Genomic DNA, 15593 nt, shown 5'->3' with positions numbered 1-15593 from the left:
CAGCGAACAGGGTAGGTGTTGGCGGCGAGCTGTCGGTCCCGTCGGGAACAATGGACGACGGCCCGCAATCCCAGGAGGTGCCGTGACCGACGGACCGCTCATCGTCCAGAGCGACAAAACACTACTGCTCGAGGTCGAGCACGAGCAGGCCGACGCCGCGCGGCAGGCGATCGCGCCGTTCGCCGAGCTGGAGCGCGCGCCGGAGCACGTGCACACCTACCGGGTGACACCGCTGGCGCTGTGGAACGCGCGGGCCGCCGGGCACGACGCCGAGCAGGTGGTCGACGCGCTGGTCACCTATTCGCGCTACGCCGTGCCGCAGCCGCTGCTGGTCGACATCGTCGACACCATGGCCCGGTACGGGCGGTTGCAGCTGGTCAAGCATCCGGCACACGGGCTGGTGCTGGTCAGCCTGGATCGTGCGGTGCTCGAGGAGGTGTTGCGGCACAAGAAGATCCAGCCGATGCTCGGCTCCCGGCTGGACGACGACACGGTGGCGGTGCACCCGTCCGAGCGCGGGCGGATCAAGCAGATGCTGCTCAAGATCGGCTGGCCGGCCGAGGACCTGGCCGGTTACGTCGACGGCGAGGCGCACCGGATCGACCTGGACTTCACCACGCACGAGTGGCAGCTGCGCGACTACCAGGAGATGGCGGCCGACTCGTTCTGGGCCGGCGGTTCGGGCGTGGTGGTGCTGCCGTGCGGCGCGGGCAAGACCATGGTCGGGGCGGCCGCGATGGCCAAGGCGGGCGCCACCACGCTGATCCTGGTCACCAATACGGTCGCCGGCCGGCAGTGGAAGCGCGAGCTGCTGGCCCGCACCTCGCTGACCGAGGACGAGATCGGCGAGTACTCCGGCGAGCGCAAGGAGGTCCGCCCGATCACCATCGCCACCTACCAGGTCATCACGCGCAAGACCAAGGGCGAATACAAGCACCTGGAGCTGTTCGACAGCCGCGACTGGGGCCTGGTGATCTACGACGAGGTGCACCTGCTGCCCGCCCCGGTGTTCCGGATGACGGCCGACCTGCAGTCGCGCCGCCGCCTGGGCCTGACCGCGACCCTGGTGCGCGAGGACGGCCGCGAGGGCGACGTGTTCTCGCTGATCGGCCCGAAGCGCTACGACGCCCCGTGGAAGGACATCGAGGCGCAGGGCTGGATCGCCCCGGCCGACTGCGTGGAGGTGCGGGTCACCCTCACCGAGGCCGAACGCATGTCCTACGCCACCGCCGAACCGGACGAGCGCTACAAGCTGTGCTCGACCGCGCGCACCAAGCTGCCGGTGGTCGAGTCGATCCTGAACCGGCACAAGGATTCCCCGAGCCTGGTGATCGGCGCCTACCTGGATCAGCTGGACGAACTGGGCGAGCACCTGAACGCGCCGATCATCCAGGGCTCGACGCGGACGAAGGAGCGCGAGGCGCTGTTCGACGCGTTCCGCAACGGCGAGATTCCGGTGCTGGTGGTGAGCAAGGTCGCCAACTTCTCCATCGATCTGCCCGAGGCCGCCGTGGCCGTGCAGGTGTCGGGGACCTTCGGCTCCCGCCAGGAGGAGGCGCAGCGGCTGGGCCGCCTGCTGCGCCCCAAGAACGATGGGGGGCAAGCGCACTTCTATTCCGTCGTCGCCCGTGACACGCTGGACGCCGAATACGCCGCGCACCGGCAGCGTTTCCTCGCCGAACAGGGCTACGCCTACCGCATCACCGATGCGGACGATCTACTCGGCCCGGCGATCGGGTGACCTGCGCCGCCGATCGGGGTATTCGCCCCGATCGACGTGCTAGGAATGAGACGTGCGACGCTTCGAATTCGCGGTGGACCGTGAGCACGCCCGAGCGGTGAACGAAGTGCTCGCGGCCATCCGACGGCTGCGCATACTGGCGTTCGCCGCCGCCATCGTGCTCGGGCTGGGCACGGCGGGCCTGATCTGGTTGCAGCACCCGTACTCGTTCCTGCTGGCCGTCGCCTTCGCGCTGGGCACGATCACCGCGCTGTTCGTGGCGGTGTGGACGCCCTACCGCTCCCGCATCGAAAAGCTTTATGCCGAGGGCGATCTCGTGCCGACCGTGGTGTCGGGCAAGCATCCGAAGGGCGTCACCCTGCTGGCGCTGGTGAATATCGCCAAGCCGGACTGCGATCCGCGCTACGCGTTGATCACCCGGGTGGTCCGGGCGCTGCCCGGACATCGGCAGTGGCCGGGCGAGCGGGTGCCGGCGGTGACCGTGCGCGCCGACCGGGCGCCGCGTTCGGTCGGCGATCTGCGGCAGCCGGTGAGCGCCATGCCGATCGCCTGGGGCACCCGGGATCCCGAGGTGATCGAGCGGGCCCGCGCGTCCATCAGCGATGTGGAGTGGAAACTGCTGGCCGACAACCTCGAGCTGGCGGAGAAGGTGCACCATGTGGACGCCAAGCGCCTGCTGCTCGATCCCCGGAAGCTCCCGGACGAATTGCGGGGATGATCCGAGGAAATACCTTGCGGCGCTTCGTAGACTGAGCTCGTGATACCCGCCGCCAATATGCTGGCCTTCCTCGTCGCGGCGACCGTTCTGATCGTGATTCCCGGGCCGGGCGTGTTGTTCACCATCGGCCGCGCCCTGACCGACGGTCGGCGGGCCGCGCTGATGTCGGTGGTCGCCCACGCCTGCGGGGTGCAGGTCGTCCTGATTCTGGTCGCGGTCGGCCTCGGCGCCGTGGTGGCGGCGTCCTCGGTTGCGCTGACGGTCGTCAAGTTCGCCGGCGCGCTGTACCTGATCTATATCGGCGTGCAGGCGATCCGGGAGCGGCGATCGCTGGGGGAGGCGCTGGAGAGCCGGCGGCCCGCGCGGAGCAGTCGGCTGTTCCGGCAGGGTTTCGTCGTCGGCGTGACCAATCCGAAGGCGATCATCTTCTTCTCGGCCGTGCTGCCGCAGTTCGTCGATCCGGCCAGCGGGGCGATTCCGTGGCAGATGCTCGAATTGGGCGGTCTGTTCATGCTCATCGCGCTGGTATCCGACAGCCTCTGGGCCCTGCTGGCCGGCACCGCCCGCAACTGGTTCGCCCGATCGCCGCGCCGCCTGGAGGCCGTCGGGGGTGCGGGCGGCGCGATGATCATCGGCCTGGGCGCCAGCGTGGCGGTCTCCGGCAACGGCAACTGACCGCACTAGCATCGAGCTTCGGTCGGCACGCCGTGCCTGGGAAAGGATGCCTCGCCGCATGGACGTATCCGCATGGAAGCGCTGTCTCGCGGTCGGCCTACTGGTCGCGGGCACGCTGTCGTCGACGTACGTTCGATCGGCGCCCGTCGCCGCGGAAGCCTCGGCCGATTCGCTGCGGGGCGCCACCGGCCTGGGCGATCCCTACTACCCCGACGACGGCAACGGCGGCTACCAGGTCGAGCACTACGATCTCGCGATCGGCTACGACCCGCCGAGCCGGAAGCTGGACGGGACCGCGCGCCTGAATGCCGTCGCCACCCAGGCGCTGCGGACGTTCTCGCTGGACTACGAAGGTCCCGCAGTGTCGAAGGTATCGGTGAACAACCTGCCGGCCACGGTCACCCGCGACGGTGCTCACGAGCTGACGGTCACGCCGGCGCTACCGGTCCTGCCCGGGCTGCCGTTCACCGTGGTCGTCGAGTACTCCGGGATCCAGGACGACCACCCGGAATCCGGCTGGACCCTCTCGCGCAGCGGCGGCGCCTTCGTTGCGGGCGAACCGCATTCGGCCACCACCTGGTTCCCGCTCAACGACACGCCCTCGGACAAGGCCACCGTCGACGTGACGGTGACGGTTCCGAAGGAGTGGCAGGCGATCTCGAACGGGCTGAAGGTGCGCGAGGAGGTGGACGGCCCGAACCGGACGGTGCGGTGGTCGTCGCGGCATCCGACGCTCGGGTATCTCACCACCGTCGCCATCGACCGGTTCGAGTTCATGGAGGGGCGCCGGCCCGGCGGCACACCGCTGGTCAGTGCGTTCGCCCCGGAAGCCGGTGACAAGCGGGAGCTGGAGCGGCGGCTGCCCGAGGTGCTCGACTTTCTCGAATCCCTGTACGGCCCCTACCCGTTCGAGAGCGCGGGCGGCATCTACATCGACACCGATCTGCACATCTCGCTGGAGACCCAGACCCGGCCGATCTACGCGCCCTGGACCGACCTGAACACGGTCGTGCACGAGAACGCCCACCAGTGGTGGGGCGACTCGATGTCGGTACGGCAGTGGTCGGACGTCTGCCTGAACGAATGCTTCGCCAGCTACACCGCCGACTACCTGTGGCCGGAACGCAAGGACGGTGCCGACGTCGACGCGCAGTATCGCGAGACGGTGGACAAGTTCCGCGCGGAGCCGGAGCGGTGGGAGATTCCGCTGCAAAATCCCGGCGCGGGTAAGGAATTCACGGCCGTCTACTACCGGGGCCCACTGTTTCTGCACGCGCTGCGCAGGACGATCGGAGACGAGGTGTTCTTCCCCGCGATATCCCGGTTCGTGCAATCGCATGCCTACGGCAATGCCTCGATGCCGGAATTCCGGCGGTTCATCCAGTCCCTCACCGAGACCGACCTGACCGGGTTCTTCGCCGCCTGGCTGGACGATACCGCCATGCCGCCGGACGACTATCTGTATCCGGGCGGCCTGCGCGGGTGAAAACCGGGCGAGCTGCCGGGTGAGGCCGCTCGCATGGGGCCCCTGAATCGACGGGATGGTCGGGCCGGAAACCGACGACCGAGCACCCGAGCGCGGTACCGGACGAACTGCGCGGCTGGATCCTCCGGTGATCCGTGGCACCCGAGCGTCGCGGTGCCGGAGCGCTATTCCTCGGGCACCCGCGATCGCGCTTTTTCCACCCAGCGCTGCACTCGGTCCAGCCGGTGTTCGGCCTGCTGCCATGCGTCCCGAGCCGAACGTTCCGCTGCCGAGGCCGAGCGGCGCTGGTCCTCCGCGTGTTCCAGCTCCTCGCGGAGGGCCGCGACGCGATTGTTCGCCGTGCCCGTATCGGCCGTGGCTCGGTCGAGGTCCGATTGTGCGGAATCCCTTTGCTCCCGGGCGGATTCGAGTTCTTCCAGGGCGTCGTCCAGTTCCCGGCGGGCCGCCTCGTCGGGGTCTCGCTCGGGTGTGCGGTCCCGTGTGGTGGTAGTCCGCTCGGCGTGCGGCTCGGTGGATGCAGACGGTTCCGCGTCGGCGGGACCGAAGCCCTCGTAGTTCGCCGCCGTGGTCAGCGTTCCGCGGCGCACCTGCTCGGCCACGTCGGGATCGGCCAGCGCGGCATGCAGGGTCTGGCCGACCTCGCGCAGCACCGGTTCGCCGAGCGGCCGGTCGCGCTCCTCGGCGAGCCGTCCGGCCTTGCGCCCCAACGCGTTCACCACCTGCTGACGCCGGGCGGTCAGGTCGCGCAGCTGATCGGCGGACAGCCGACGCTGGGCGTCGCGCAGCGCGGTGCCCAGTTCCAGCAGGGCCGCGATCTCCTCGGCCGCATCCCGGGCCAGCAGATTCACCGCCCAGGCCGCGACGGTGGGCCGGCGCAGCCGCCCGATCTCGGTCGCGAGCTGCTTGTCGCCGGCCGCTCGGGCGGCCTTGACCTCGTCGTCCCGCGCCGCGACGAACTGCGTGGGGTCCATCCCGTACAGCCGATCGGCGACCTCGTCGAGCGTCATGGTGCTGAGCGTAGCCACCGCCGGACCATCTCGACACGAATGCGACACACACAGACGACATGGTCGTGTCGGATGCTCCGCCGCAGGTCGTCTTCCCGAGCCGGGCCGTCGCCGCGGTGCGGTCGGGTATTCTCACCCGCGATCGCTCCCGCTGTGAACGGTTGGGTGAGAAAGGTTTTCGGTATATGGGACGCGCGCGTGCTCGACTGGTCCCGGCGTTGCTGGCGGTGCTGCTCCCGGCGGCCGCGGGCTGCTCGATGGTGGGGGACGCCAGCCGGTCCGACACCGCGCGAGCCCAGGTCGGCGACTGCATCGACGTCGCCGAGGGGTCGATCACGGCTTCGAAGACCGAACCGATCGACTGTGCGGCCGATCGCGCGGTGTACACGATCGTGTCGGCCTCGGATACCGCGCGGAACTGCGGGCCCGAATACTCCTCCTACGAGGAGACCTTCCGGGGCGGCACGACGGCGTTCCTGTGCCTGGCCCCGAACCTCAAGCAGGGTAACTGTTACCGCCAGGACCGGCAGACCGGATTCGCCTACGCCGACTGCACCTCGCCGGAGGCCACGGTCCGCGTCGTCGCTCGGATCGATGGCCGCAGCGACCAGTCGCTCTGCGCGCCGAACGGGACGTTCCTGCTGCTGTCCCGGCCCGAGACGACCTTCTGCCTGGCGAACCCCGAGACCGAAGGTCACTGATCGAGCCGAAGGTCACTGATCGATCAGCGCCACCGACGCGATGCGGTGCAGCACGAAATGCCGGACCGCGCCGGTCACCGGGTCCAGCGCGTCGAGCTGTCCGCTCGCGACCTTCAGCGGCTCCACGACGCGCTGGCTGGCGACGCCCTGGGCGTCCACGTAGCCGATGTGCACCGGCCGCCGCACCCGCACCGCCAGCTGTAGCAGCGCCATCGTGGCCGCCGTGCTGGTGCGCGAGCCGTCCGAGCGCACCGACCGGCCGCTGCGCGCCTGCGCGGCCTTCTCGCCGGCCCGCAGCTCGGAGACCAGCTGGCGCAGCTGGTCGGTGCTGGGCGGGTTCGGCCGCCAGGCCTGCCGGGCATTCGTCCGCGCCGGAATGCGGGCGCCGCGCGGGCGCAGATCGACGATCGCCCCGGACGAATCCTCGCCCGCCGGTGCGAATCCCGCGGCGCGCAGCTGCTCCAGCACCTCGCCGAGGGCTGCCTGCGAGATGGCCACGGTCGGCGCCACCGCTCGCAATGCGAGTTTCTCGGCGACGGGGGTGGCCAGCACCTCCGCCAGCAGCGCCGGATCCTCGCTGCGGACGAACGACCGGGCCATGCCGGCCCGCAGGCGTCCGTGCCGCCGCGCGACATCGTCGATCAGATAGGTCAGCGACTGCGGTACGGGTGTCCGGGAGTGCGCGGCGAACAGCTGATGCAGCTCGGCCGTGGTCATTCCGGCGTCCAGCGCGCGCCGCACCGAGGTCTCGCCGATCCGGTACACCGTTGCGGCGCCCGCGGATTCGACGTCGGCCACCAGGGCGATGCGGCTCTGCAGGTCGGGGACCAGCGGACCGGGCGCGACGATCGTCAGATCCGCCTGCACCAGCACGTGGTCGACGGGTTCCGGCAGCGCGGATTCCATCTCGGCCTCGGCATTGCCGGCCGTCGCGTCGGCTCCGGCCGCGCGCCCGCGAGTGCCGCCGTCCGGCACAGCCGTGTCGCTGTGCAGGAGCGCACGCCCCGCCGAGGTGATCGCGCCGCGCCCGACCAGCCCTAGCGCATTCGCCTCGGCCAGGGTCTGTTCGACCGCCTCGGTGCGAAAATGCCTGCGCCACCGTGGCTGCCGCCACGCCAGCACGCGGGCGACGTCGGCGGCCGACAGACCCGACCCGGCCGACTGCTCGGCCAGCAGCGCGAGGATGGTCCGCCGATCGCGGACCGCGTGCACGGTGCGCAGTTCCATCGACAGCGCGGCCAGCGGCTTGTCGTTGGCGTCGCGGCGGCCGATCATCCATGGGAAACGGTCCAGCTCCAGCCATGCCTGGGCGAGTGTCACCCAGCGCCGGGCGGGCGGGCTGTCCAGCCAGCCGTCGGCCGGCGTCGTGGGAGCCCAGAAGTCCTCGACGGTATCGGCCTGCGGTTCCGGCTCCGGAATTCCCTTGTCCAGCAGCTGCGCCGCCGCCAGCACCTCGACCAGCAGGCCCATCCGGGACTCGTCGATACCGGTCTGCTTGCTGATCCGGCGCAGCTCGCGGACGCCGAGGCCGCCCGAGCGCAGGGCCGGCGCGGGCGTCCGGCCCAGGACCTCGAGAATGTCGGCGCAATGCCGCAGCAGCTCGCCTGCCTCGGTCGCGGCGGCCGCGTTGGTGTCGGCGGCGGCGTGCCTGTCCGGATCGGGCTGCGGCGGCCGCAGCGCGTGCGGATCCGTCACCGGTTCCCGGCGCAGTACCTGGCCGACCGCCGGCGGGAGTTCGACGGTTTCCTCGTCGATCCAATCCAGCAGGCGCGCCGCCAGCAGTCGCGGTATCGGACGGTCCGCCGGGGTGCCCGGTGCGGCGTCGCGGGTGCGCCCGCGCGGGCCGGTGCTCGCCAGCTTGTCCAGCAGCGCCCGTTCGGCAGGGCCGATGTCGGCCAGCGCCGCAACGATTTCCGCCTCGGTGAGGGCGTCCGGTATCTCGGTGGTACTGCCGAGCGGCCACGGCAGCGCCTCCTTGGCCGCGGCCACCAGGCACAGCTCGTCGGTGCCCCAGACGAGGGCGCGGGCGGTGAGGCGGCCCACCGCGGCCTCGATACTCGCCGCGGGCACCCGGTCGCCCAGGAGTTCGAGCAGGCGCGCGCGGGGGAGCGGGGTGGTGCGCCGGCTCGCTCCGTGCACCGCCAGGGTCTCGATGACGGCGAAGTCCAGGGTGTCGAGCTCGTCGGCGGCACGTAGTACCGAGGCGCGCTGCTCGGCCCGTGCGGCCAGTACCGACATCGACGACGGCAGCGGTACCGCCAGGTCGGGGCGCAGCTCGAGCAGGGCCACGAGCTCGTCGTCGGTGCGTTCGGCCAGCCACTCGGCCAGCGACGCGGCCTCGGCCGAATTATGCTCCGCGGGCTGGTCGTCCCCGGCCCGGGGCGCGCGGTCGGTCGTGGTCATCCCGTCCAGCGTACGGCCGGGCGCGGCGACCCGCTGGGCCGCCTTGGTCCACTTACCGCCGGGCCGTCACAGACCACGCGGTTTCATGCCAGAATGAGGCCGTGGTGAACAAATCGAAGAAACCCTACGTCGACAACGGCTGGCCCGAGCTGGGCAACGGCGACCACGCGGTCACCGAGCTCTCGTCGACCCGTTCCGGTGGGCTCTCGCCCTACGGTGAGGACACCGAGTTTCCGGTACCGGCCGAAGAGGTGCCGTACGTGCACCCGCGCACGGTGATCAATCGCTGATCGGATACGGCTCGAATACGACGAGGCCCCCGCACCGAATCGGTGCGGGGGCCTCGTCGTGGTGCGGGTTACTGGGGCAGCATGCCCTTGTTCGCCTCGAAGAAGTCGACCACGGTCGGGTCGAGCTTGACGTTGTTGGACTTCGCTGCGTTGAGCGCGTCGAGGGCCGGCTGGGGCACCTGGATGCCCTGCGCCTGCGCGATGGCGAAGGCCTTGTCGACGGCCTGGAAGACTTCCTGGGACCCGTCGGCGGCCGGGGTCTGCGCCTCCGGAGCCTGCGGGGCGACGGCCTGCGGGGCCGTCTCGCTCTGCACGGTCGGGCTCCAGTGCGGCGTCGCCTGCGCGGGCGTGGCCGGTACGGTGCGCTCCTCGGCGGCTCCGCTCAGGCCGAGGCGGTTCGAGCAGGAGGGCCACGCGCCCCAGCCCTGGCTGGCGAGCACCTTCTCGGCCACCGCGATCTGCTGGTCGCGGGAGGCCTGATTGGCGGACGGGGCGTATTCGGTACCGCCGTGGGCGGCCCAGGTGCCCTGCGAGAACTGCAGACCACCCTGGTATCCGTTACCGGTGTTGATTCCCCAGTTACCACCGGATTCGCACTGCGCGAGCTGATCCCACTCGCCGTCGGGGGCCGCGGAGGCGTTGCCCGCGAGGGCGATGCCTGCGCCGCTCACGATCGCGCCGGTGACGGCGACCTTGGCGACGGTACGGCCGGTGTTGGTCGGCTTGCGATGGCGTCCACTCATATCGGTCGTCTTCCTCTCGTACGCGCCTGCGAGGTGAGCTGTCGGGTTCGGACTGAGAGGCCGTCCGGCCCCGGTGCGCCTCGCGGTGCGCCGGGACTTCACCCCAAGGGAGCGAACGTTGCCGATCGTTCCCGCTTCCCTGCGTAGGGAACGTGGGTTCCCCGCCCTCGCCCCTGGTTCCGTCGGGGTCCGTACCCGCGGGGCGAGGCTCGGTGCGGCGGGCCGGTGGTTCCGGGACTGCTCCCGGCTGCGTTAGACCGTACGACGATCGCCGCGAAAAATCACCATTTGGTAACCGGCGTGTGCGGCCGGGTCACGGTCCGGCGCAAGGTCTTCCGGTAGGCGTCTGTGCAGGTGGATGCGGCGTGTCCGAGCTCGGTACCGGTTGTGACCGTCCTGTGACCGCACCGTTATGTGATGAAGATCACACGCATAGTCGGAGTGCGAGCTGGGCAAATACTGGGTGGCTACCGTGCGCGACGGCCGGACCAGAGCGCGAAGATCACCGCGAGCAGAAGTCCCAGCGGCGTACCGGTCATCGCCACCAGATACAGCCACAGTCCGGGCTTGCCATCGGTGAGGATCGGCGTCAGGAAGATCGCGATCACCGCCAGAACGCCGACCGCGAACAGGCCCAGGGCCACGAACATCAGCGGATCGCCGGACCGGCGCTGCGGGCGGTGCGAGGGAGAATCGGGCATTACCGCACCGTAAAACTGGTGTGCTCCGGACATCGGCACCGGGGTAGACTCGATAGCATTCGCGTCCTGCATAGCTGTGTAGGGCGCGTTCTTTTCGCATACGAGTTAGGTTCCGGAATTCGCTTCCGGGGCAACGGCTGTGCCCGGGCGGACCGGGCATCGATGACGAACGGGTGAGCGCAGTGCCGACCGGCAAGGTGAAGTGGTACGACGTCGAAAAGGGCTTCGGCTTCCTTTCCCAGGATGAGGGTGAGGACGTCTATGTTCGGTCGTCCGCGTTGCCCAAGGGTGTCGAGGTGCTGAAGCCCGGGCAACGAGTCGAGTTCGGGATGGCGGCGGGTCGCCGCGGCCCGCAGGCCCTGAGCCTGAAGCTATTGGAACCGCCGCCGTCGGTGCGGGGCTCGCAGGCCCGCAAGGAACCGGCCGCGCATCCGCGCAAGGCCCCTGACGACCTGCACGGGATGATCGAGGACATGATCACCCTGCTGGAGGCGAAGGTGCAGCCGGACCTGCGCAAGGGCAGGTACCCCGACCGCAAGACGGCCCAGCGCATCGCCGAGGTGGTGCGGGGCGTAGCCCGCGAACTCGATCACTGAGCCGTGCAGGGCGGCGATTACCGAGCCGTGCGGAGCGATCACCGAGCCGTGCGGAGCGATCACCGAGCCGTGCTGATCGACCAGGCTTGGTACGGGGCGAACGATTCGGCGCCGGTCGCATCGCGCACCGGGACCACCAGCTGCACCTCCACGCCGCTCAGCCGGAGATCGGGTTCCGGGTGCGAGGGCACCGTGACGGCACGGGTCTTGTCCGGGTACTCGCGGTAGGAGGTCAGGCGCTGCACGACGGTGCCGTCGGGGCGGCTGTACTCCAGCACCATCACCCACGGCGCGTCGGCGATCTGCCGGGGTAGCGACAGCTGCAGCGGATAGCCGGCCGGGGTGTCGAGCGTGACCGTGGTGGCACCCTCGCGGCAGTCCAGGCCCAGCTGGCCGTCCGTATCCGACTGCGTCACCGTGCAATACCGGTACGGCGGCACCGTGACCGATGTGCCGTGCGCGTAGGCGGTGATCTCCGGATCGGGTTCGGTGGCGTTGCGGACCGCCACGGCCACCACGGCGGCGACGGCGACCACCACCACGAGCACGGCGGTCGCCGCCAGCGCGAGGATCGTGCGGGTGCCGGGCTTGGTCATGGCCTGCGGGTCCTGTCGGTCGTCGGGTCAGTTCGGGGCGGCCGGATGCGGTGCGGCACCGTCCGGCACCTCCTGTTTCGCATGCTGCGGGCGATTGCCGCCGAGCCCGGGCAGCAGCGAATGACCACGGTAGCTCACGAAGGTCTGGATCAGTCCGACCGCCAGCACGGCGGTGACCACGGCGAATCCCTTCCAGTACTCCGTCGGGAGCAGGACGCCGCCGGCGCCGCCGACGACCCAGGACAGTTGCAGCACCGTTTCCGAACGACCGAAACCGGACGCGATCGACTCCGGCGGCAGGTCGTCCTGGATCGAGGCATCCAGCGAGACCTTCGCCAGCGCGCTCGCACACGAGCCGACCAGCGCCGCGATCGCCGCGCCGAGCAGGTTGTCCGTGACCGTCGCGACCAGCGCGACCACCGTGCACGCCGCCGTACAGATCACCACGCTCAGCGCCGGGCGGCCCAGTTTCATCCGGGCGCCCGTGGCATTGCCGGCGAAGTTGCCGATACCCGCGGCGGCCCCGACCACGCCGAGCATCGCGGCCTGCTGCACCGGGCGATGCTCGGTCGATTTCGCCACGAACGCGACATAGAAGGTGAGGAATCCGGTGAGCACCCGGATCGCGCTGTTGCCCCACAGCCCCGTCACCACCGATCGTCCGAGCGGCTGACGGCGCCGGCCCGGCTTGACCGTGGACGACTGTGCCCCGTTCAGCACCTCCGTGTCGCGGTGGTAGCCGAGGGTGGCGGGCACTTCGCCCTCGGTGACCTCCACCCAGGACGGGATGCGCAGGCTCAGATAGGTTCCGGCACAGGCGATCAGCGCGGCGAACACCAGCGCGCCCGGCGACCCGGCGACGCCGGCGATCAGGCCGGCCACGGCTCCCGCGCCTATCGTCCCGCCCACCAGGCCGAATACCGTGAGCCGGGAGTTGGTGCGCACCAGGTCGATTCCCGGTGGCAGTACCCGCGGCGTGACGGCGCTCTTGAGTACCGCGAACGACTTGCTGAGGATCATCATGCACAGGGCGAGCGGATACAGCGCCCAGGTGTCGATATTGAAGATCAGCAGGATCGCGATCACGATGCGCGCGGCGTACGAACTGGCCAGCGCCAGCCTGCGGCCGTGCTGCAGCCGGTCCAGCAGCGGGCCGATCAGCGGCGCGATCACCGCGAACGGTGCGATCGTGATCAACAAATACAGCGCCACCTTCGATTTGGATTCGGCGGAGGCGGCGGAGAAGAACAGAGTATTGGCCAGGGCGACGGCGATGGCGGCGTCCAGCGCGAAGTTGGCCATCGTCGCGTAGACGAGCGCGGTGAGGCCGGAGCGGTCGGCGCCGTCGGCCTTCGCCGCCCGCTGGAAGGTGTTGAAGCCCTTCTCGGTGAGTTCGATGCTGCGCATCGCCAGCACCCTGGTCACCGTCAGTTTGCGGGGAATCCGCTGGCGGCCGCGGCCTTTCGGGGCTTCGGGCGGTGGTTCGGGCGACGGTGTATCGGCCGGAGGTGTATCGGCGGGCGGATCCGGGGGTGGCTCCTGCGATGCCTCGGAACGCGGCGGGAGATCTCGGGGCGGCTGCCCGGCGGCCATCCGGCGGGTGACGAATTCGGGCACGTCCGATTCGCCGCCGCGGTCGGGCAGCGGCGGCAGCGGACGGCGGGGCGAGGTATGCGGTGGCGGTGGATACCGGTCGTAGCCGGGATGCCGCTGGGTGAGCGAATACTCCTCGCCGTCCCACGGACCCGGATCGGCGCCGGAGGAGTCACGGGAGGCAGCCACATACCGAGTCTATGGTCGGGCCACCGGGGCGGTCACGTCGGGACGAAGCGAACCTCGAGAATGCGCGGCCAGTACTTGCCGGTGATCAGGAAGCGATCGGTGCCGGGTAGCTGCGCGATGCCGTTGAGGACGTCGGTGCCGGCACGCTCGTCCGCCGGCAGCAGTCCACCGGCGTCGATGTCGGCCAGTACCGCGCCGGTGCCGGGGTCGATCCGCAGAATGTGGTCGGTCGGCCAGGTGTTGGCGTATACGGAACCGTCCGCGGCGCAGTCCAATTCGTTGAGCCGGGCGTCGTGATGGCTGGTGAGCCGCACCGAGCCGGTGGCGGCGAAGGTGACCGGGTCGCGGAAGGTCAGGGTGTCGCTGCCGTTGCTCATGACGATGCGGTCGCCGCGGGTGCACAGCCCCCAGCCCTCGCCGTCGTAGCGCGCCCGGCCGCGTTCGGCGAGGGTGGCGGGGTCGCGCGCGAACGCCACCTCGTTCTTCCAGGTGACCTGCCACACAGTCGGGCCCGCCCTGGTGACTCCCTCGCCGAAGTACTCGGCGGGCAGATCGGCACGGGCCGTCCGGTCGCCGCTGCCCAGGTCGGTCGTGCGGACATCGGAGCGGCCCTCGAGGCCGGTGCTCTCGTAGAGAATCCCGTCGCCGATTTCGAGGCCCTCGGTGAAGGCGGTGCGGTCGTGCGGGCGGCTCGCCACCACCTCCACCCGCAGCGACGGAGCCTGGTCGGTCTCGTTACAAGCGACCGCTCCGGTCGACACCGCTGCCAGCAGGATCAGTCCAGTCGCGGCCCACGGACGGCGTTTGCACTTCATACGGCAAAATGTAGGGGGTGAGCGCAGTATCTGTTTCGGAGTCCGGGGTGCGACCGATCCTCGCGGAGGCGGTCGGCTTGGCCCGGCGCGCGCTCGCGGAGCTGCAACCAACGGGTGTCGGTGACCATCTGGGCGTGTCGGCCGAGGACGACTGCGCGGCCACGCACCGCTTCGAGGCCACCCTGCCCGGATACCGCGGCTGGCAGTGGGCCGTGGTGGTGGCGGCGCCCCCGGAGGCCGACCACGCGACCGTCAGCGAGTCCGCCCTGCTGCCCGGTCCCGACGCGCTGGTCGCGCCGGACTTCGTGCCGTGGGACCGGCGGGTCCGGCCGGGCGATCTGGCCCCGGGCGACCTGCTGGCGCCCCGGCCCGATGATCCGCGGCTGGTGCCCGCCTACCTGGCGACCGGCGATCCGGTGGTCGACGAGGTCGCCGACGATATCGGCCTGGGCCGCAGCCAGGTGCTCAGCCGGGAGGGCCGGGCGGAGGCCGCGGAGCGCTGGTACTCCGAGTACGGACCCGAGGCCGAGATGGCCCGCGCCGCGCCGTCGACCTGCGGGCTGTGCGGGTTCTTCCTCCCGCTGGCCGGCTCGCTGCGCTCGGCCTTCGGCGTCTGCGGCAACGCCATGGGCGCCGACGGGCGTGTCGTGCACGCGGAATACGGCTGCGGCGCCCACTCCGACACGATCCTCCCCACCGGCGGCGGCTCCCCGATCTACGAGGCCTACGACGACGCCGCGGTCGAGGTGATTCCTCCCGAGGACCTGCGCGCGCCCGATTCGAGGCCCGCGGCCGACGATCCCGAGCCCGCCGCCGAGGATTCGGCCGTCCAGGACGATGCCGGGGCGGAAGCAACACCGCGCGCGGCCACTCGAGGTGATGTCGGCGCCCCGGCCGTGGCTGCCCCAGCGGCAGAGCGATCGGGCGAAGGCGAATCCGCGACAACCGCTGTGAGCGGTGCCGATACCGGCAAACCGGCCGATATCTCGTCCGGAACCGGTGCGGCCGTTGCCGAATCAGCTGGTGGCGAAGGGCCTGCTGCGGTGGTCGGTACGGGTGTGCCGGGCGACGGGGGCGAGACCGCATCGGGGGAGCGGGCGGGTGTGGCGTCGGGGACCGGTTCTGCTACTGCCGAATCCGCTGGTGCCGAAGGGGCCGGTGCGGGTGTGCCAGGCGAGGCCGGTGGGCAGGTAAGCGAGCCGTCGGAGCTCGAGGGTTCCCGGTCGACCGAGGCGGAAGTCGCTGCGTCGGGCGCCGCCGATACTGCGGTGGAATCTTCGACGGATGAATCTCCGGCAGCCGACAGCGGTGGCGCCGCTGCGCCGGGCGAGCAGGCCGG

General features: G+C 70.5%; 14 protein-coding genes, 1 pseudogene and 1 riboswitch. Of the genes and pseudogenes, 8 read left to right on the top strand and 7 right to left on the bottom strand.

All coding sequences use genetic code 11. The annotated features are described in order from the left end of the window. Positions 1-82: 82 nt before the first annotated feature. The 4 genes from D892_RS0107890 to D892_RS0107870 are packed head-to-tail and all read left to right on the top strand — an operon-like array spanning position 83 to position 4620. Positions 83-1741 (top strand): DNA repair helicase XPB, encoded by a 1659-nt coding sequence (locus tag D892_RS0107890; protein ID WP_024800724.1) that lies wholly within the window; start codon positions 83-85, stop codon positions 1739-1741. 52 nt (positions 1742-1793) lie between these two features. Next, on the top strand, positions 1794-2459 hold the full coding sequence (locus D892_RS0107885; RefSeq protein WP_024800723.1) for a DUF3239 domain-containing protein: 666 nt from the start codon (positions 1794-1796) through the stop codon (positions 2457-2459). Positions 2460-2498: 39 nt separating this feature from the next. Next, complete coding sequence (locus tag D892_RS0107880) at positions 2499-3134, top strand: LysE family translocator (protein ID WP_024800722.1); 636 nt, start codon at positions 2499-2501, stop codon at positions 3132-3134. A 58-nt stretch (positions 3135-3192) separates the two neighbouring features. Then, positions 3193-4620 carry a M1 family metallopeptidase gene (locus D892_RS0107870; protein ID WP_024800721.1) on the top strand — a complete coding sequence of 476 codons (1428 nt, stop codon included), beginning with the start codon at positions 3193-3195 and terminating at the stop codon, positions 4618-4620. Positions 4621-4784: 164 nt separating this feature from the next. Here D892_RS0107870 and D892_RS0107865 read toward each other — a convergent pair whose 3' ends face one another. Continuing rightward, positions 4785-5645, bottom strand: coding sequence for a hypothetical protein (locus tag D892_RS0107865; RefSeq protein WP_369801737.1), 861 nt, complete (start codon positions 5643-5645; stop codon positions 4785-4787). Positions 5646-5812: 167 nt separating this feature from the next. Here D892_RS0107865 and D892_RS0107860 point away from each other — a divergent pair, with 167 nt between their 5' ends. Beyond that, the gene (locus D892_RS0107860; RefSeq protein WP_036568402.1) at positions 5813-6328 is read left to right on the top strand and encodes a hypothetical protein; all 516 of its coding nucleotides are present in this window, start codon (positions 5813-5815) and stop codon (positions 6326-6328) included. A 12-nt stretch (positions 6329-6340) separates the two neighbouring features. Here D892_RS0107860 and D892_RS0107855 read toward each other — a convergent pair whose 3' ends face one another. Further along, the gene (locus tag D892_RS0107855; RefSeq protein WP_024800718.1) at positions 6341-8731 is read right to left on the bottom strand and encodes a helicase-associated domain-containing protein; all 2391 of its coding nucleotides are present in this window, start codon (positions 8729-8731) and stop codon (positions 6341-6343) included. Between the two features lie 101 nt (positions 8732-8832). Here D892_RS0107855 and D892_RS0107850 point away from each other — a divergent pair, with 101 nt between their 5' ends. Continuing rightward, the gene (locus tag D892_RS0107850) at positions 8833-9021 is read left to right on the top strand and encodes a hypothetical protein (protein WP_024800717.1); all 189 of its coding nucleotides are present in this window, start codon (positions 8833-8835) and stop codon (positions 9019-9021) included. Positions 9022-9089: 68 nt separating this feature from the next. Here the strand turns inward: D892_RS0107850 and D892_RS0107845 are convergent, their stop codons facing one another. Next, positions 9090-9764, bottom strand: coding sequence for a transglycosylase family protein (locus D892_RS0107845; protein WP_024800716.1), 675 nt, complete (start codon positions 9762-9764; stop codon positions 9090-9092). An 8-nt stretch (positions 9765-9772) separates the two neighbouring features. Next, positions 9773-9959: riboswitch (cyclic di-AMP (ydaO/yuaA leader) on the bottom strand. 272 nt (positions 9960-10231) lie between these two features. Continuing rightward, entirely contained in the window at positions 10232-10465 is a 234-nt protein-coding gene (locus D892_RS40695; protein ID WP_024800715.1) for a hypothetical protein, read from the bottom strand. Between the two features lie 182 nt (positions 10466-10647). On the opposite strand from D892_RS40695, the gene D892_RS0107835 reads away from it, so the two are divergent. Beyond that, positions 10648-11061 (top strand): cold-shock protein, encoded by a 414-nt coding sequence (locus D892_RS0107835; RefSeq protein WP_024800714.1) that lies wholly within the window; start codon positions 10648-10650, stop codon positions 11059-11061. Positions 11062-11120: 59 nt separating this feature from the next. Here the strand turns inward: D892_RS0107835 and D892_RS0107830 are convergent, their stop codons facing one another. Genes D892_RS0107830 through D892_RS0107820 form a run of 3 tightly spaced genes read right to left on the bottom strand, consistent with a single transcriptional unit; the run spans position 11121 to position 14254 of the window. Continuing rightward, a complete protein-coding gene (locus tag D892_RS0107830) occupies positions 11121-11657 on the bottom strand; it encodes a DUF2771 domain-containing protein (RefSeq protein WP_024800713.1) in 537 nt (178 codons plus the stop codon). Positions 11658-11684: 27 nt separating this feature from the next. Then, positions 11685-13439 (bottom strand): MFS transporter, encoded by a 1755-nt coding sequence (locus D892_RS0107825; RefSeq protein WP_024800712.1) that lies wholly within the window; start codon positions 13437-13439, stop codon positions 11685-11687. Between the two features lie 32 nt (positions 13440-13471). Beyond that, positions 13472-14254: a glutaminyl-peptide cyclotransferase gene (locus D892_RS0107820; protein WP_024800711.1), complete on the bottom strand. Its 783-nt coding sequence runs from the start codon at positions 14252-14254 to the stop codon at positions 13472-13474. 17 nt (positions 14255-14271) lie between these two features. Between D892_RS0107820 and D892_RS48410 the strand changes: the two are divergent. Beyond that, positions 14272-15111 (top strand): annotated as a pseudogene (locus D892_RS48410) (DUF3027 domain-containing protein); the annotation flags it as partial. Positions 15112-15593 lie beyond the last annotated feature (482 nt).

This window comes from Nocardia sp. BMG51109 (genome assembly GCF_000526215.1).
Taxonomy (GTDB): Bacteria; Actinomycetota; Actinomycetes; order Mycobacteriales; family Mycobacteriaceae; genus Nocardia.
The sequence above is the reverse complement of the archived record's forward strand: the minus strand, read 5'-3'. Positions and strand labels throughout refer to the sequence as shown.